The organism is Burkholderia pseudomultivorans, from assembly GCF_902499075.1.
GTDB lineage: Bacteria > Pseudomonadota > Gammaproteobacteria > Burkholderiales > Burkholderiaceae > Burkholderia > Burkholderia pseudomultivorans.
This window is the reverse complement of sequence record NZ_CABVPP010000034.1, coordinates 1-14675: the sequence shown is the minus strand read 5'-3', so window position 1 is coordinate 14675 and position 14675 is coordinate 1. Positions and strand designations below refer to the sequence as shown.

The following is a 14675-nucleotide window of genomic DNA, read 5'->3' as shown; positions in this document are numbered from 1 at the left end:
CAAATGGTGTCACAGGATCGGCGGGAAGTGAAATACATCCCGCTCATATGGGTATGCACCGCGACGGTGCCGGCAGCGGATCGCCGGCTTCTCGGCGAGTGGCGAAAGGGTGTGCGTCAGGCAGCGGCGGCATGCACTGCCGGGCCGCCGAACGCGGGTTCGGCGCTCCGTGCGCCGTCCCGCTGCGCCGTCTCGCCCACCCGGAACGCGCCGACTGCGTCGCGCAGCCGCGCGGCCTGCTCCTGCAGCGACGCGGCGGCGGCCGCGGCCTCCTCGACGAGCGCCGCGTTCTGCTGCGTCACCTGATCCATTTGCGTGACCGCGCGCCCGACCTGCGTGATGCCGCTCGCCTGCTCCTCCGACGCGGCGGCGATCTCGCCCATGATGTCGGTCACGCGCGCGACCGCCTGCAGGATCTCGCCCATCGTCGTGCCGGCCTGCCCGACCAGTGCCGAGCCGTTGCGCACGCGCTCGACCGAATCGACGATCAGCGTCCGGATCTCCTTCGAGGCCGTCGCGCTGCGCTGTGCGAGCGAGCGCACCTCGCCCGCCACCACCGCGAAGCCGCGACCCTGCTCGCCCGCGCGCGCGGCTTCGACCGCCGCGTTCAGCGCAAGGATGTTGGTCTGGAACGCAATCCCCTCGATCACGCCGATGATGTCGGCGATCTTGCGCGAGCTGTCGTCGATCTCGCCCATCGTGCCGATCACGCGGTTCACGACGTCGCTCCCCGCGCGCGCGATTTCCGACGCGCTGTTGGCGAGCCCGCTCGCCTGCCGCGCGTTGTCCGCGTTCTGCTTCACGGTCGCGGTCAGCTGCTCCATGCTCGCGGCGGTCTCCTCGAGCGACGCGGCCTGTTCCTCGGTGCGCTGCGACAGGTCGTCGTTGCCGGCCGCGATCTGGCGGCTCGCCGCCGCGATCGACTCGGCCGACTGGCGGATCCCGCCGATGGTCGCCTGCAGGCGCGCCTGCATGTCGCGCATCGCCGCCATCATGCTCGCGCGGTCGCCCGCGCGCACCGGCACCGGCTGCGTCAGGTCGCCCTGCGCGATCCGGGTCGCGAGCGCGGCCGCCTGGTCCGGCTCGCCGCCGAGGCTGCCGCGCACGTTGCGGATGATCACGAGCATCGCCGCGCTGATCACGAGCCCGATCACGAGCACGACCACGAGGTGGCCGGCCAGCGTCCGGTAGTAGACGGTATCGATGTCCTTCAGGAATACGCCGCTCGAGATGTTCCAGTCCCACGGCGCGAAGCGCGTGACGTAGCTGATCTTCGGCACCGCGGTCTCGCTGTGCGGCAGCCGCCCGCGGTACTCGGCGAAGCCGCTGCCGGTCGCCTTCGCGGCATTCAGGATCGTGACGAACAGCGGCTTGCCGTCCGGATCGAGATAATCGCCGACCTGCGTGCCGACCAGCTTCGGCAGCGTCGGATGCATCAGCACGACCGGCTTCGAATCCATCACGAACACGTAGCCCGCGTCGCCGTAGCGCATCGCGGCGAGGCTCGCGAGCGCGTCGCGCTTCGCATCGGCCTCCGGCAGCGTCCCGCCCTGCGCGAGCGCGTAATACGCCTTCACGATGCCGGCCGCCGAATCGACGAGATTCGTGATTCCTTCCTTGCGCTCGGCAAGCATCGTCGCGCGCGTCTCGTAGGCGCTCCAGGCGCCGACGCCCAGCAAACCGATCCATACCAGCGCAAGCGCGAGCCACAGCTTGCGGTTCAAACTCATTCTGCTCATCTGCGTGCCTTGATGTCGATGTCGTCGCGCACGAACGGCCTGCCGCACGCAAACGGTTGCTCCCGTATTTACGGCAGCGGCGCTTACAACTTGAATACGGCGCCGCGCCCGGCACGACAGCGAACGCCCGCTGTGCTACAAAGATCGGCCGACCGGCGCGCGCAATGCGCCGGCGACCATCCGAGGCCATACCGACATGTACGTCATCGACATCCACTACACCGCGTCGCTCGAGCGCATCGACGACGCGCTCGAACGCCACCGCGCGTATCTGCAGCCGCTGCTCGACAAAGGCATCTTCATCGCGGCCGGGCCGAAGGTGCCGCGCGAAGGCGGCGTGATCCTCGCGGCGCGCATCGATCGCGACGCGCTCGATGCGATCCTGCAGACCGACCCGTTCGTCACCGAAGGGCTCGCGACCTATCGCGTGACGGAATTCCGCATCACGCGCGCCGCGACCGGCTTCAACGTGCCGGCGCTGCCGTAACGCGATAGGCGTCGCGCGCCGGGGCCCTGCATGCAGGCCGCAAGCGCGCCGACAGCGGCGATCAGGAAAAAGGCGGGAGAAAAAGAAGGAATGCGTGACGGCGCGTCGCGGCCGTCACGCGCCTGCCGGGTCGAACGCCCGGGCAAGCGCGGCACGCCGGCCGGTCAGCCGATCAGCAGCTTGAGGTCGTGCACCCACGGGCCGGGGCCCTGGCCGTCGCGCACGAACAGCCGCAGCTTGCCGTCCGGATCGAACACGTAGCTCGCGGCCGTGTGATCCATCGTGTAGCTGCCGGGCGTCTTGCCCGGCACTTTCGCGTAATAGACGCGGAAATCCTTCGTCACCTTCTTCAGCGCGGCTTCGTCGGCCGGACGCAGGCCGATGAACGACGGATCGAACGCGGGCACATACTGGCCGAGCAGCGCGGGCGTGTCGCGCTCCGGATCGACGGTCACGAACAGCACCTGCACGCGCTTCGCGGCATCGGGCCCGAGCTGCTTCAGCGCCTCGGACAGTTCGGCCATCGTCGTCGGGCACACGTCCGGGCAATGCGTATAGCCGAAGAACATCACGACCGCCTTGCCCTTGAAATCGGCCAGCGTGCGCACCTTGCCGGTCGTGTCGGGCAGCGCGAAATCGGTGCCGAACTGCGTGTTGCCGGTGATGTCGAGATTCTGGAACTTCGGCGCGTTGTCGCACGCCGACAGCAGCGACGCGAGCGCGAATGCGCACGCGAGCAGCCAGCCTTGGCGCGCGCGGCGCCCGAACCGTGAATGGAGCATTGCGTTCAAATCGTGCGGGTTACACGCCGAGCAGCGGGCGCGCGTAGTGATCGACGAGCAGCGCGGCGAACAGCAGCGACAGGTAGACGATCGAGTAACGGAAGGCCTTGCGGGCGAGTGCGTCCGAGTAGTCGCGATAGATCTTCCACGCATACGCGAGGAACACCGCGCCGAGCAGCACCGCGCTCGTCAGGTAGACCGCGCCGCTCATCCCGGAGATGAACGGCATCAGCGTGACCGCGAACAGGATCACCGTATACAGCAGGATGTGCAGTCGCGTGAACTTCTCGCCGTGCGTGACCGGCAGCATCGGCAGGCCCGCGTTCTCGTAATCCTTGCGGCGGTACAGCGCGAGCACCCAGAAATGCGGCGGCGTCCACACGAAGATGATCAGCACGAGGATCCACGCGTCGCCCGGCACCGCGCCGGTCACCGCGGCCCAGCCGAGCGCCGGCGGCATCGCGCCCGACGCGCCGCCGATCACGATGTTCTGCGGCGTCATCGGCTTGAGCAGCAGCGTGTAGATCACCGCGTAGCCGACGAAGGTCGCGATCGTCAGCCACATCGTCAGCGGGTTCGTGAACGTATAGAGCGTCCATGCGCCGAGGCTGCCGAGCACGGCCGAGAACAGCAGGATCTGCGGCGTCGTGATCTCGCCGCGCGCGGACGGGCGCCATGCGGTGCGGCGCATCATCGCGTCGACCTTCTGCTCGACCAGGCAGTTGATCGCGAACGCGGCGCCGGCCAGCAGCCAGATGCCGACCGTACCGCCGATCAGCACGTGCCACGGCACCATGCCCGGCGTCGCGAGGAACATGCCGATCACCGCGCAGAACACCGCGAGCTGCGTGACACGCGGCTTCGTCAGCGCCATGTACTGGGAAAACCGGCTACCGGGCGATTGGGAAAGGGTGCTTTGCATGGGGACGGTCACGCCGGGGCGGCGTCGCGCGCGGGCTGCACGACACGGCCGGGGCGGCTTGAAAGGATGCGAAAGTTTAACATGACGACGAGCAGCAGCAGGATCGCGGCGCCGCCGTTATGGGCGACCGCGACCGGCAGCGGCCACTGCAGCACGATGTTGGTCAGGCCCGTCAGGAACTGCAGCAGCACGACCAGCAGCACGCCGTTCGCGGGCCGCCGCAGCGACTCGAAGCGGCGCATCTTCAGCGCGAACGCGACCAGATACGCGACCACGACGAACGCGAAGGTGCGGTGCGTCCAGTGGATCGCGACCAGCGCGTCCTGCGTGATCGCTTCGCCGTCCTGGGTCATCCCGAGCGCACGCCACAGATGGAAGCCCTGCGCGAAGTCCATCGGCGGAATCCACTGGCCGTTGCAGGTCGGGAAATCGGTGCATGCGAGCACCGCGTAGTTGGTGCTCACCCAGCCGCCGAGCGCGATCTGCACGACCAGCAGCACCAGCGCCGCGAGCGCGGCCGCGCGGTAGCGGCCGGCCTCGGGGTCGTACGACGGCAGCGGCGTCTGCCGCGCCGCGAGCCAGCCGAGCGTGCCGAGCAGCGTGAGGCCGAGCAGCAGGTGGGTCGTGACGATCACCGGCTGCAGCTTCATCGTCACCGTCCACGCGCCGAACACGCCCTGCACGACGATCAGCAGGAGCAGGCTCGTCGGCCACCACGGCGACACGTGCAGCGGACGGCGGCGCAGCCGCGCGGACCACGCGATCACGACCTGCGCGATGATCAGCACGCCGATCGCCATCGCGAAATAACGGTGGATCATCTCGATCCACGCCTTCGTCATGCTGACCGGACCGGTCGGCATCGCCTGGTGCGCGGCCGTGATCGCCGCGTGCGCGATGAACGGCGACGAGGTGCCGTAGCAGCCCGGCCAGTCCGGGCAGCCGAGGCCCGAATCGGTCAGCCGCGTGAAGCCGCCGAACATCACCAGGTCGAGGGTCAGGAAGGTCGTGATCCACACCAGCTTGCGGAACTTGTTGTCGTCGGCCTTCACCCACACGTACGACAGCGGCAGCAGCGCGATGCAGAAGCCGATCAGGCCGAGTTGCAGTAAATAGGACATCGGTAGGGTGCCTCTTCGTCTCGCCTTAGCCGATGCTCGACCACTTCAGCAGCTTCGTGACGTCCGCCTTGATCTTGCTGGGGTTCGGATTCTTCGGGAAGCGCATCATCAGGTTGCCGTTCGGGTCGACCAGGTAGATGTGGTCAGTGTTCTGCGTGCCGGCGTCGACCGGCAGCCACGCGGCGACCGCAGCCGGATCGGCGACCAGCCGGCGCGTGTCCGGATACGCGTCCAGCACCTTCTGCGGCACGGCGCCCGCATCGCTGCGCAGCCACACCATCGTGATCCGGTGCCGCTCGCCGGCCTGCGTGACGCGGATCTGGCGCATGAAATAGAGCTTTTGCGCACATGCGTCGTCGCACGCGCTGCGGTCGGTCATCACGAACAGCCATACGCCGCGCAGCGACGACAGCGGCACCGTCTTGCCGGTTTCGTCGGTGACCTGCAGGTCGGCCGGGATCGGCCGCTGCGGCTCGATCAGCGTGCCGTAGTTGGTCGAGCCGCCCTTCGGCTTGATCACGTAATAGGTGAAGTACGACGCGAGCATCGGCGCCGCGCAGACGAGCCCCAGCAGCACGAGCATCCAGCGGCCTCGCTTGCGGGCCGCGGGCGAAACCGGCGCGGCGGCCGGACCCTGACGGGAAGATTGCATGGACAAATCAGACCTCTCGAAACGAACCCGCGGCGCAGGCGCCGCGTCCGGGCATCGCGCTCACGCGCCGGCCGACTTCTTCGCCGCACGCCTTGCCGCGTACAGGCCGAAGCCGAGCGCGGCCGCCGCCATGCCCCACCACTGAAACATGTAACCGTAATTGCGCTCGACGCCGGTCGTCGCCGCCGGCCAGTCGCGCACGAGCTTGTCGCCGTCGTCGCTCGTCTGCTGGATCACGAACGGCTGCAGCGGCAGCCCGGTTTCCTGTGCATACGCGGCGACGTCCAGGTTCTGCCGGATCTTCTGGTGCGCCGCCGAGCCGCCTTCGCCGAGCTCGAACGCGCGCGACGCGTCGGCGCGCGCGATGCCTTCGATCTCCACGTCGCCCTGCGGCGTCGCGAACGGCTCGATCGCGGTGCGATCGGCGATGTTGCGCGGCAGCCAGCCGCGGTTGACCAGCACGTAGCCGCCGCCCGTGAGTTTAAACGGCATCACGACGTAAAAACCCGGCTGGTCGTTATACGGCCGATTGTCGAGGAACACCGCTTGCTCGGGCATGAACCGGCCCTTTGCGCGCACGCGGTGAAACTCGATCGACGCGAGCGGCAGCGGCTGCGCGCCGACCTCGACGGGCGCCGCGTGCTCGTAGCGGACGATGTTTTCCTGCAGCGCTTCCTTCTGGTGCGCGCGGTCGCGCTGCCAGAAACCGAGACGGATCGTGACCGCGACGACGACGAGGATCAGCAGCGCAGGCAGCCAGCGGATCTTCATCGGGCCGCCCGTTCGCGCCAGGCGCATTCGCGAAAGCGAAGTGCGATAATTATCCTCTTCCTTTCGAATTGCCGTCGTCCGGTTCGTGTCATGCACATCCTCGTTCCCATCGCCTTCGTCCTCATCATTGCCAGCATGGGCTCGGCGCTCTACTTCATGATGCACGACCGCGGCCATACGAAACGCATGGTCTGGTCGCTCGCCACCCGCGTCGGGCTGTCGATCTCGCTATTCCTGTTCATCCTGCTCGCGAACTGGATGGGCTGGATCCATTCGACCGGCCTGCCGATCGGGCGTTGACGCCGCCGTCGCGGCGGTCGCCGCGACCGCTGTGACATATCGCCGCACGGCCGCGCCACCAAGCAAAAGCGCCGCCTGACTGAGTCGCGGCGGCGCCCGGTCGATGCTGGCCGCCGGCAGCGCTCCGCCGCCCGGCCCTCACCAACGAAAACGGCCCGCGCATTGCTGCGCGGGCCGTTTTTTCATTTACAGCCAGTAGACGACGACGTACAGGCCGAGCCAGACGACGTCGACGAAGTGCCAGTACCACGCGGCGCCTTCGAATGCGAAGTGGTGATCGGGCTTGAAGTGGCCGCGGATCATCCGCACCAGCACCACCGCGAGCATCGTGCCGCCGAGGAACACGTGGAAGCCGTGGAAGCCCGTCAGCAGGAAGAACGTCGAGCCGTAGACGCCCGAGTTCAGCGTCAGGTTCAGTTCGTTGTACGCGTGGTAGTACTCGAAGCTCTGCAGGAACAGGAAGCAGACGCCGAGCACGAGGGTCGCGGCCAGCCATGCGATCGCCTTCTTGCGGTGATCTTCACGCAGCGCGTGGTGCGACACCGTCAGCGTCGCGCCCGACGACAGCAGCAGCGCGGTGTTCAGCGTCGGGATCGGCCACGGACCCATCGTCTTGAAGTGACCGGCGAGCGCGGCCGGGCCTTCGTTCGGCCACACGGCGGAGAAATCCGGCCAGATCAGCTTGTAGTCGAGGCTGCCGAGCTGGTGCAGCGCGATTTCGCGCGCATAGAACAGCGCACCGAAGAACGCGCCGAAGAACATCACTTCGGAGAAGATGAACCAGCTCATGCTCCAGCGGTACGACTTGTCGACGTTCTTGCCGTAGTGCCCGCCTTCGGACTCGGCGATCGAATCGCCGAACCAGTGGTACAGCGTGAAGAGCAGCCACAGCAGGCCGAGCAGCGCCGTGTACGGCGCCCAGTCGTGACCGTTGATCCACAGTGCGACCGACCCGAGCATGACCAGCAGGCCGACGGCCGCGCTGATCGGATGCTGCGACGGATGCGGCACAAAATAGTACGGGGTCTGGTTTTGACCGCTCATGCTTGATTCTCCACTTCAGTCCAATTTGTGTACCGGAAACCGCTCCGGATATATTTCTTGCGCGGCGCGACTGCCCTGCCGCTACGCTTTCCCGCACGAAGCGCCGGAGCGCTCCGCACTGCATTCTGTTTGTTGCACCGCCTAGCCGACGACCGCGCGCACGATCAGGATCAGCACGCCGATGAACACGCCGGCCGCGAGCAGCGCGACGATCAGCACGTGCAGCGGATTCAGCTGCGTCGCGTCCGCCTCGAGGTCGCGGCGCTTGCGCACGCCGAAAAACGACCACAACACGGCTTTCAGCGCCTGACCGAACGATCCGCTTCGCTTGATCTCCGTCATTTCGCCCCGTCCCTCGTCACGCATCCGGCTTTGCCGCCGCGCCCTGCGCCGCCGTGCTGCGCGTCGCCGGCGCCGGCGATGCCGGCGTATTCAGTTCGAAGAACGTGTACGACAACGTGATCGTCTTTACGTCCTTCGGCAATTTCGGATCGATCACGAACACCACCGGCATCTTGCGCGACTCGTTCGCGGCCAGCGTCTGCTGCGTGAAGCAAAAGCACTCGATCTTCTTGAAAAACTCCGTCGCCTGCTTCGGCGCATAGCTCGGAATCGCCTGCGCGACGACCGGCCGGCCCTGCCCGTTCGTCACGTCGTACACGATCGTCGTCAGCTCGCCCGGATGCACGTCGAGGCTGTTGTGCTCCGGCTTGAAACCGAGCGGGCCGCGCGCGTTCGCGTCGAACTCGACCGACACGGTACGACTGGTGTCGACCTGCGTATTCTTCGCCTCGCGCTCGCTGACGTCGCGCTGCACCAGATTGTTGATGCCCGTGACCTGGCAGATCGCGCGATACATCGGGATCAGCGCAAAGCCGAAACCGAACATCAGCAAGGCGACGACGAACAGCTTCGCCAGCATCGAACGATTGAACGCGCGATCGGCGGCGCCCGCTTCCGGCTTCGACATACGACAACTTCCTCGCTACAGCGTCAGTTACTGCGTCAGTGAGTGGACAGCCACCACTGCTTGATCACGACACCCACAAAAAAAACGGCGGCGATGACGAGCAGGATGAGGCCGAGCCGCTTGTTGCCCGCGCGGATCTGCTCGGGCGTTCGTCTTTGTTGTGGATTCCGGTTCATCTGAAACTTCGCTTCGGCGTCCGCCGCGCCGGCCTGCGCGGCAGGCAGCGGCGGAACGCGCGGTGACACTTATTCGACGTGCGGCGGTTGCTCGAACGTGTGGAACGGAGCCGGGCTCGGTACCGTCCACTCGAGGCCCGTCGCGCCATCCCACGGCTTGTCGGCCGCCTTCTCCAGTTCGCCGCCGCCACGGTAGGCCGGCAGCACGACCGCGAACAGGAAGTACACCTGCGCGAGGCCGAAGCCGAATGCGCCGATCGTCGCGACCTGGTTGAAGTCCGTGAACTGCGCCGGGTAGTCCGCATAGCGGCGCGGCATGCCGGCGAGACCGACGAAGTGCATCGGGAAGAACGTCAGGTTGAAGAAGATCATCGACGCCCAGAAGTGGATCTTGCCGCGCGTCTCGTTGTACATCCAGCCCGTCCACTTCGGCGACCAGTAGTACCAGCCGGCGAACAGCGCGAACAGCGAACCGGCCACCAGCACGTAGTGGAAGTGCGCGACCACGAAGTAGGTGCCGTGATACTGGATGTCGAGCGGCGCCATCGCGAGCATCAGGCCCGTCAGGCCGCCGAACGTGAACACGAACAGGAAGCCGATCGCGAACAGCATCGGGGTTTCGAACGTCATCGAGCCGCGCCACATCGTCGCGAGCCAGTTGAACACCTTCACGCCCGTCGGCACCGCGATCAGCATCGTCGCGTACATGAAGAACAGCTGGCCGGTGACCGGCATGCCGGTCGCGAACATGTGGTGCGCCCAGACCATGAACGACAGGATCGCGATCGAAGCCGTCGCGTACACCATCGAGCTGTAGCCGAACAGCGTCTTGCGCGCGAACGCCGGGATCACCTGCGACACGATCCCGAACGCCGGCAGAATCATGATGTACACCTCGGGGTGGCCGAAGAACCAGAAGATGTGCTGGTACATCACCGGATCGCCGCCGCCTGCCGCGTTGAAGAACGACGTGCCGAAGTGGCGGTCGAACAGCACCATCGTGATCGCGCCTGCCAGGACCGGCATCACGGCGATCAGCAGGTACGCGGTGATCAGCCAGGTCCACGCGAACATCGGCATCTTCATCAGCGTCATGCCCGGCGCGCGCATGTTCAGGATCGTCACGACGATGTTGATCCCGCCCATGATCGACGATGCACCCATCAAGTGGACCGCGAAGATCGCGAAGTCCATGCCCGGGCCCATCTGCGTCGACAGCGGCGCGTACAGCGTCCAGCCGGCGGCCGTCGCGCCGCCCGGCGCGAAGAACGAGCCGACCAGCAGCACCGCCGCGACCGGCAGCAGCCAGAAGCTGAAGTTGTTCATCCGCGCGAACGCCATGTCGGATGCACCGATCTGCAGCGGAATCATCCAGTTCGCGAAGCCGACGAACGCCGGCATGATCGCGCCGAACACCATGATCAGGCCGTGCATCGTCGTGAGTTCGTTGAAGAACTCCGGACGCATGATCTGCAGGCCCGGCTCGAACAGCTCGGCACGGATGCCGAGCGCCATCACGCCGCCCGACAGGAACATGATGAACGAGAACAGCAGGTACAGCGTACCGATGTCCTTGTGGTTGGTGGCGAACAGCCAGCGCCGCCAGCCGTGAGGCGTTTCGTGCGCGTGGTCGTCGTGCGCGTGGTCCGCGGCTACGTCGTGCCCGATGCTAGACATGAGAATCTCCTAATGCGAATACGTCGACTAACTCAGCGACACGTCAAGCCGCCGGCCCGATCTCGACACGCCGCGCTTCCTTCGCGTCGGCGCCGCCCGTGATCGTTTCCGGCTTTTTGAGAACAATGTGGTCTTCCGCCACGCCTGCGGCCTTCAGCGCGTCGCGCACGGCTTGCGCGCGATGCTTGGCCAGTTCGGCGTTCGCGTCGGCCGAGCCCGTCTTGTCGGTGAAACCCGACAGCGCGAGCTTCGCGTCCGGATGTGCCTTCGCATAGTCGGCCGCCGCGGCGATCGCCGCCTTCGCGTCGGCCGGCAGCGTGCTCTTGCCCGTCTCGAAGTAGATCGTCGACAGCGCGGCCGAGCTTGCTGCGGCCGGCTGCTCCGCTGCGCCCGATGCGGCCTGCGCCGGCGCCGAGGCGGCTTCGGCCGGAGCCGATGCGGCTTGCGCTGCGGCGCCCGCGGTGTCTTCCGGCATCTTGCCGTTGCGCGCGTCGGCGACTTGCTTCGGCTGCAGCAGATCGTTCTTGTGGTTGCCCCACGAATTGCGTTCGTACGTGATGACCGATGCGATGTCGAGATCCGACAGCGACGCCCACGACGGCATCGCGCCCTTGCCGTGCAGCACGCGCTCGACGTGGCCGGCGATCGGGCCGTTCACGATCGGGCTGCCGTCCATCGCCGGGAACGCGCCGAGACCCTTGCCGTTCACCTGGTGGCAGGCCGCGCAGTTCGCCTTGTAGACTTCCTCGCCGTGCGCGACGAGTTCGGCCATCGTGTAGACCTTGTTCGGGTCGACCGCCGCGCCGGCCATCTTGGCCTTCTGCGCGCTCACCCACTTCGCGTAGTCTTCATCCGACAGCACTTCGACGACGACCGGCATGTACGCGTGCTCCTTGCCGCACAGCTCGGTACAGAAACCGCGGAAGGTGCCGACCTTGTCGGCCTTGAACCACGTGTCGCGCACGAAGCCCGGGATCGCATCCTGCTTCACGCCGAACGCGGGCACGTACCACGAGTGGACGACGTCGTTCGCGGTCGTGATGATGCGGATCTTCTTGTTGACCGGCACGACGAGCGGGTTGTCGACTTCCTGCAGATAGGTGTCGGTGATCGGCTTCTTGCCCATCACTTCGTCGCGCGGGGTGGTCAGCGTCGACAGGAAGCCGATGCCCTCGCCCGGGCCCTTCACGTAGTCGTAGCCCCACTTCCACTGGTAGCCGGTGACCTTGATCGTGAGATCGGCGTTCGTCGTGTCCTTCATCGCGACGACAGCCTTCGTCGCCGGCAGCGCCATCAGCACGACGATGATGAACGGCACGATCGTCCAGATGATTTCGACGGTCGTGCTTTCATGGAAATTGGCGGCCTTGTGGCCCTTGGATTTGCGATGCGCGAAGATCGAATAGAACATCACGCCGAACACGCCGATGAAGATCACCGTACAGAGGATCAGCATCATCGTGTGGAGATCGTAGAGCTCCTCGGCGATCTTCGTGACAGGCGGCTGAAAATTGATTTCATTGACGCGGGGGCCGCCCGGGCTGTCACCGACCGCCAGAGCGGCACCGGCAAAGAGCAATCCGCTGCATGCCAGCACGCCCGTGAGGGCTCGCTTGATTGTTTTCATAGCATCCTTACCCAAAATTTCCATTCAAACCCTCCCCCGTCGCCAGCCGCCTGCCTGTTGCTGCCGGCGAACCTGCCTCGTCAGCCGCAGCGCCGGAGCGACACGCGCAGTTCGTCGGCGAACTGCGCACGCTTGTATTGCGCGAGATGCTGCCCGATTACGACGGTCTGCCCGCGCGACACCAGTCGAATCGGGTCGCGTGGCGTCGCGCCCGGCTCGACCCGCACCCAGCGCGGGTTGAATTCGATCTGCGTGAACCGCTCCGCATCCATCCGCTCGATCACGAGCCGGTGCGGAAACAGCCTGATGCGCTCGTAATCGACCGCATGGCGGGCGTAGATCGCAAACGCGACGCCCACGACCAGCAATTCGATTCCGGTGAAGGGCATGACGAGCCACGCCCCCCGCCACATCAGCAACGCCGCGATCACCAGCGAGAAGCCCGCGAGCGACGCGTAAAACAGCACGAACTGGCGCGGCGACACCGAACAGTTGCGTTTCATGAGCCAGTCGTTCAGGACCGGTTCGTCGTCCGCCGTCTCCGCCAAAACCCTCGCTGCTTCCATCGCCGCCTCACGCGAATGGCATGCGATGCATGCCTGCATCGGACTCGCCGCCCCGTATTGCGGGGACCCCGGGACGACAAGCTGACGCATTATAGGCGGGTTCAATGGCATCCACAAGCAAGCGGCTATCGGCCCGCGAGCCAAGCGCGACAAGCTTCCCGGCCATTTCAGCCGTCAATTCGACCCTGCTTTGCACCGCTAATTTCAGACATAACAAAACCCCTCTTTACCGCTTTACCGATTCTTCGGACGCCCCTTTCCGATGTCTTCGATGCGCACGATTCCGTGCCCTTCGGCGGTCGTGCGCGGCACGGCTTTCCATGCGTGGCCGTAGATCACCTCGAAGGTCAGCGCGATCGTGCCGTCGGCGCGCCGGCGCGCGTCGAGCGCGTCGCCGAGCGCCTGCCGGAAGCGCCGCGCCGCCTGCCGCGGCGCGGTGCGCTCGAACGGATAGGCGCCCCAGCGGCGCACGTCGGCCAGCAATGAATCGGGGGATTTGTAGGTGACGGTCAGCACCTCCTGGTCCATCACGGGGATCTCGAAACCGCTTTCGACCAGCATGTCGCCGAGGTCGTGCATGTCGACGAAATCGATCACGCGCGCCGCGTTCGGCACGATGCCGAGCGCCGCTTCCGCCTCCGCGCAGGCCGCGCGCAGTTCGCGCAGCGTGTCGGGGCCGAGCGTGCTGAACATCAGCAGGCCGTTGACGCGCAGCACGCGCTGCCATTCGGGCAGCACCGCGTCGGGGCGCGAATGCCAGTGAAGCGCGAGATTCGACCAGATCAGGTCGAACGCACCGGCCGCGAACGGCAGCGCGGCGAAGTCGGCCTGCGCGACGCGCGGGCCGCGCTGGCCGAGCGCCCGGCCGAGCGACGCGGGCAGCCAGCGGCGCCAGCTCGTCTGCTCGATCTCGCGCTGCGCGGCCCGCGCGAGCATCGCGCCGGACAGGTCGACGCCGAACACGGGCGCCTCCGGGAACCGCGCGCGCAGCGCCGGCAGGTCGTCGCCCGGGCCGCAGCCCGCATCGAGCACGGCCGTCGGGCTGACCTTGATGTATTCGAGGCGCTCGTTCATCCGCTGCGCGATCTCGCGCGGCAGGAACGCGACCGCGTCGAACGTGGCGGCGCGGCGGTCGAAGATCCGCCGCAGACGCCGTGCGTCATTGGCCGGACGGCCGGTTGAAGTCGAAGCTGGGGACATGTCGGGCACACTGGCGAAGAGCCCGAAGTATACTCGCTCGCCCCGCGGGCTTCAGTGAAGCGGGGCCGCAAGGAGTGTTCGCGATGGTCCGCCGTTCCCTTCCGCGCCCGGTGCGCGTCGTTTTGTCGCAGGTTCGCGCGCTGGCGGCGCGCATGGCCACGGTGGCATTGCCGAACCGTTGCGCGCTGTGCGGCAATTTGTCACATGCCGTGATTTGCACCGCGTGCGACGCCGCGTACTGGAACGAAGCGCGGCTGCGCTGCGACATGTGCGCGGTGCCGCTCGGCATCGGGGCGCCGCGTCGGCGCGACGGGCATACCGGCTGCGGGCATACCGGCTTCGGGCATACCGGCTTCGGGCATACCGGCTTCGGGCATACCGGCTTCGGGCATACCGGCTCCGGCCGCACCGGCGCCGCACGCGCCGCCGCGTATCGCTGCAAAGCCTGCCGCACGGCGCCGCCGCCGTTCGACGCGACGCTCGCGCTCGCCGACTACCGCGCGCCGCTCGACGGGCTCGCGCGCGGGCTGAAGTTCCACGCGCGGCTCGCGCTCGGTGCGGAATTCGCGGCGCGGCTCGCACGGCTGGTCGACGATACGCGCGGCGCGGGCGGCTTCGACGTGGTGGCGCCCGTGCCGCTG

General features: G+C 66.8%; 17 protein-coding genes. 3 read left to right on the top strand and 14 right to left on the bottom strand.

The window, feature by feature from the left end; genetic code table 11:
* Nucleotides 1-116: 116 nt before the first annotated feature.
* Nucleotides 117-1739, bottom strand: a complete 1623-nt coding sequence (locus BST28156_RS21075; protein ID WP_174903305.1) for a methyl-accepting chemotaxis protein — start codon at nt 1737-1739, stop codon at nt 117-119.
* Between the two features lie 196 nt (nt 1740-1935).
* On the opposite strand from BST28156_RS21075, the gene BST28156_RS21070 reads away from it, so the two are divergent.
* Nucleotides 1936-2226, top strand: a complete 291-nt coding sequence (locus BST28156_RS21070) for a YciI family protein (protein WP_059482793.1) — start codon at nt 1936-1938, stop codon at nt 2224-2226.
* A 164-nt stretch (nt 2227-2390) separates the two neighbouring features.
* Here BST28156_RS21070 and BST28156_RS21065 read toward each other — a convergent pair whose 3' ends face one another.
* From BST28156_RS21065 to BST28156_RS21045, 5 genes are read right to left on the bottom strand one after another with little or no spacing between them, the layout of a single operon-like run.
* Complete coding sequence (locus BST28156_RS21065) at nt 2391-3008, bottom strand: SCO family protein (protein WP_060246823.1); 618 nt, start codon at nt 3006-3008, stop codon at nt 2391-2393.
* Nucleotides 3009-3027: 19 nt separating this feature from the next.
* On the bottom strand, nt 3028-3930 hold the full coding sequence (gene cyoE, locus BST28156_RS21060; RefSeq protein WP_060246821.1) for a heme o synthase: 903 nt from the start codon (nt 3928-3930) through the stop codon (nt 3028-3030).
* 8 nt (nt 3931-3938) lie between these two features.
* A complete protein-coding gene (locus BST28156_RS21055) occupies nt 3939-5051 on the bottom strand; it encodes a COX15/CtaA family protein (protein ID WP_060246819.1) in 1113 nt (370 codons plus the stop codon).
* Between the two features lie 25 nt (nt 5052-5076).
* Nucleotides 5077-5703 carry an SCO family protein gene (locus BST28156_RS21050; protein WP_174903304.1) on the bottom strand — a complete coding sequence of 209 codons (627 nt, stop codon included), beginning with the start codon at nt 5701-5703 and terminating at the stop codon, nt 5077-5079.
* Nucleotides 5704-5763: 60 nt separating this feature from the next.
* Nucleotides 5764-6474, bottom strand: coding sequence for an SURF1 family protein (locus BST28156_RS21045; protein WP_060246956.1), 711 nt, complete (start codon nt 6472-6474; stop codon nt 5764-5766).
* 90 nt (nt 6475-6564) lie between these two features.
* On the opposite strand from BST28156_RS21045, the gene BST28156_RS21040 reads away from it, so the two are divergent.
* Nucleotides 6565-6774, top strand: coding sequence for a twin transmembrane helix small protein (locus tag BST28156_RS21040; protein WP_009690480.1), 210 nt, complete (start codon nt 6565-6567; stop codon nt 6772-6774).
* 186 nt (nt 6775-6960) lie between these two features.
* On the opposite strand, the gene BST28156_RS21035 is transcribed toward BST28156_RS21040, so the two are convergent.
* From BST28156_RS21035 to BST28156_RS21000, 8 genes are all read right to left on the bottom strand, one after another.
* On the bottom strand, nt 6961-7818 hold the full coding sequence (locus tag BST28156_RS21035; protein WP_060246814.1) for a cytochrome c oxidase subunit 3: 858 nt from the start codon (nt 7816-7818) through the stop codon (nt 6961-6963).
* Nucleotides 7819-7959: 141 nt separating this feature from the next.
* Nucleotides 7960-8160: a DUF2970 domain-containing protein gene (locus BST28156_RS21030; RefSeq protein ID WP_060246811.1), complete on the bottom strand. Its 201-nt coding sequence runs from the start codon at nt 8158-8160 to the stop codon at nt 7960-7962.
* 16 nt (nt 8161-8176) lie between these two features.
* On the bottom strand, nt 8177-8788 hold the full coding sequence (locus BST28156_RS21025) for a cytochrome c oxidase assembly protein (protein WP_174903303.1): 612 nt from the start codon (nt 8786-8788) through the stop codon (nt 8177-8179).
* Nucleotides 8789-8823: 35 nt separating this feature from the next.
* Nucleotides 8824-8964 carry a cytochrome oxidase small assembly protein gene (locus BST28156_RS21020; protein WP_027789063.1) on the bottom strand — a complete coding sequence of 47 codons (141 nt, stop codon included), beginning with the start codon at nt 8962-8964 and terminating at the stop codon, nt 8824-8826.
* Between the two features lie 69 nt (nt 8965-9033).
* On the bottom strand, nt 9034-10641 hold the full coding sequence (gene ctaD, locus BST28156_RS21015) for a cytochrome c oxidase subunit I (protein ID WP_009690485.1): 1608 nt from the start codon (nt 10639-10641) through the stop codon (nt 9034-9036).
* Between the two features lie 43 nt (nt 10642-10684).
* Nucleotides 10685-12292: a cytochrome c oxidase subunit II gene (coxB, locus tag BST28156_RS21010; protein WP_060246804.1), complete on the bottom strand. Its 1608-nt coding sequence runs from the start codon at nt 12290-12292 to the stop codon at nt 10685-10687.
* A 56-nt stretch (nt 12293-12348) separates the two neighbouring features.
* The gene (locus tag BST28156_RS21005; RefSeq protein ID WP_052102263.1) at nt 12349-12873 is read right to left on the bottom strand and encodes a DUF2244 domain-containing protein; all 525 of its coding nucleotides are present in this window, start codon (nt 12871-12873) and stop codon (nt 12349-12351) included.
* A gap of 195 nt (nt 12874-13068) precedes the next feature.
* On the bottom strand, nt 13069-14034 hold the full coding sequence (locus tag BST28156_RS21000; protein WP_060246802.1) for a methyltransferase domain-containing protein: 966 nt from the start codon (nt 14032-14034) through the stop codon (nt 13069-13071).
* A gap of 83 nt (nt 14035-14117) precedes the next feature.
* On the opposite strand from BST28156_RS21000, the gene BST28156_RS20995 reads away from it, so the two are divergent.
* On the top strand, nt 14118-14675 hold a 558-nt coding region (locus BST28156_RS20995), incomplete at its 3' end, for a pentapeptide repeat-containing protein (protein WP_496350116.1).

Bases quoted from the DNA above. Each gene is read 5' to 3' on its own strand.
- BST28156_RS21075 (WP_174903305.1), bottom strand. From the start codon at position 1,739: ATGAGCAGAATGAGTTTGAACCGCAAGCTGTGGCTCGCGCTTGCGCTG.
- BST28156_RS21070 (WP_059482793.1), top strand. From the start codon at position 1,936: ATGTACGTCATCGACATCCACTACACCGCGTCGCTCGAGCGCATCGAC.
- BST28156_RS21065 (WP_060246823.1), bottom strand. From the start codon at position 3,008: ATGCTCCATTCACGGTTCGGGCGCCGCGCGCGCCAAGGCTGGCTGCTC.
- cyoE (WP_060246821.1), bottom strand. From the start codon at position 3,930: ATGCAAAGCACCCTTTCCCAATCGCCCGGTAGCCGGTTTTCCCAGTAC.
- BST28156_RS21055 (WP_060246819.1), bottom strand. From the start codon at position 5,051: ATGTCCTATTTACTGCAACTCGGCCTGATCGGCTTCTGCATCGCGCTG.
- BST28156_RS21050 (WP_174903304.1), bottom strand. From the start codon at position 5,703: ATGCAATCTTCCCGTCAGGGTCCGGCCGCCGCGCCGGTTTCGCCCGCG.
- BST28156_RS21045 (WP_060246956.1), bottom strand. From the start codon at position 6,474: ATGAAGATCCGCTGGCTGCCTGCGCTGCTGATCCTCGTCGTCGTCGCG.
- BST28156_RS21040 (WP_009690480.1), top strand. From the start codon at position 6,565: ATGCACATCCTCGTTCCCATCGCCTTCGTCCTCATCATTGCCAGCATG.
- BST28156_RS21035 (WP_060246814.1), bottom strand. From the start codon at position 7,818: ATGAGCGGTCAAAACCAGACCCCGTACTATTTTGTGCCGCATCCGTCG.
- BST28156_RS21030 (WP_060246811.1), bottom strand. From the start codon at position 8,160: ATGACGGAGATCAAGCGAAGCGGATCGTTCGGTCAGGCGCTGAAAGCC.
- BST28156_RS21025 (WP_174903303.1), bottom strand. From the start codon at position 8,788: ATGTCGAAGCCGGAAGCGGGCGCCGCCGATCGCGCGTTCAATCGTTCG.
- BST28156_RS21020 (WP_027789063.1), bottom strand. From the start codon at position 8,964: ATGAACCGGAATCCACAACAAAGACGAACGCCCGAGCAGATCCGCGCG.
- ctaD (WP_009690485.1), bottom strand. From the start codon at position 10,641: ATGTCTAGCATCGGGCACGACGTAGCCGCGGACCACGCGCACGACGAC.
- coxB (WP_060246804.1), bottom strand. From the start codon at position 12,292: ATGGAAATTTTGGGTAAGGATGCTATGAAAACAATCAAGCGAGCCCTC.
- BST28156_RS21005 (WP_052102263.1), bottom strand. From the start codon at position 12,873: ATGCAGGCATGCATCGCATGCCATTCGCGTGAGGCGGCGATGGAAGCA.
- BST28156_RS21000 (WP_060246802.1), bottom strand. From the start codon at position 14,034: ATGTCCCCAGCTTCGACTTCAACCGGCCGTCCGGCCAATGACGCACGG.